Raw genomic sequence first — 1186 nt, 5'->3', positions numbered from 1 at the left:
TTATATTAATTTGTAGTATTAAATGTTATAGCATTCATCAATATGTTATTGCGTAATTAACAAAGGCTTTAAAACGGCCTAATGCTTTGCAGGGAACTAGTCTTGTATTAATAGTAATGGCGGTTCTATTTTCCCGCTGATTTCGGTGATAATCGCTGAACATATAAATCAGCGTATTCCGCGTAATCAGCGGGAGTATAAAATGACAATTCATACTTAACTTAGCACTAGTATCTTAACGTAAAGGAGTTATCCGATACAGTCCAGCCCCATGTTGTGGCAATTCACGCTCAAAGCTCCCATCAAAAGTTCCGAGATCTTTGTGATTCCACAAATCGCGCACATTTACTTTGCCTTTTATTTTAATAGCTTCAAAGTTCACTTTTACATTGGCCTTGTCGGGAAAATCTAATGTTCCTTTATCAACCAAAACTCCAAAAGTCACTGAGCCTTTTTCTTGTGTTACGTAGCCAGTTGCTGTAAAAGAATCATATCCTTCAGGCAATTGATAAACGATCACAGACGCTGCATGAGCACCAATTCCCTCTCGTGTTTCATTATTTATAATAATTGGGTTGTTGTCGCAGGTACGATTTACATTTGCATCTCCCCAGCCTGAGGTTGCGCTCAGCCATTTGAGGCTCGTCAATTTTAGATCGCCTTTGGGGCCATGAAGGACAGGATCTGCCCAAACGATATGATCCGAATCAAACCCGTTGCCTCCATCTTTCACGAGGAGAACAAGTTTTTTACCGTCTTTTACCGATACTTCTACCTTTTGCGAACTTCCATTGCCGGCAATTATTGGACTTACATAATCGGCATTGTTGAAATCAAGATTCTCTCCCTTGCTTTGCGCATTGAAAAGGGCCAAGTACTTATCTTTGCTATTAGGCACATCGGCTGTCCACACGATCAGATTCTTTTCGCGCGACACCTGACGATTATTTATGCTGTGTTGATTTACTTTGAGCATTTCGGGATTGGTGAGCATTTCCTTGGTAAAATCGTCAAGCTTGGTCATATTTCCACCAAAAATAAGTGGCGAACGACCAATAGCCCAAAGGCTCATAAGCGTATATTGTTCGTTTTTGGTGAAATTGGTTGGTCGTTTGAATTCAACAATTCCAATGGGTAGCATATCGGCATCAGGGAAATGTCCGGGCCCACGGAAAGGTGTCCACAC

1 protein-coding gene is annotated in these 1186 nt (G+C 41.1%); it reads right to left on the bottom strand.

The features are described from left to right. Positions 1–235: 235 nt before the first annotated feature. Positions 236–1186 (bottom strand): NPCBM/NEW2 domain-containing protein (locus AC1DND_RS28175; RefSeq protein ID WP_477586192.1); only part of this gene is annotated, 951 nt, incomplete at its 5' end.

This window comes from Pedobacter sp. 01N416 (genome assembly GCF_056399685.1).
Note: the sequence above shows the minus strand (reverse complement) of the source record. Positions and strands in the feature narration are given on the sequence as shown.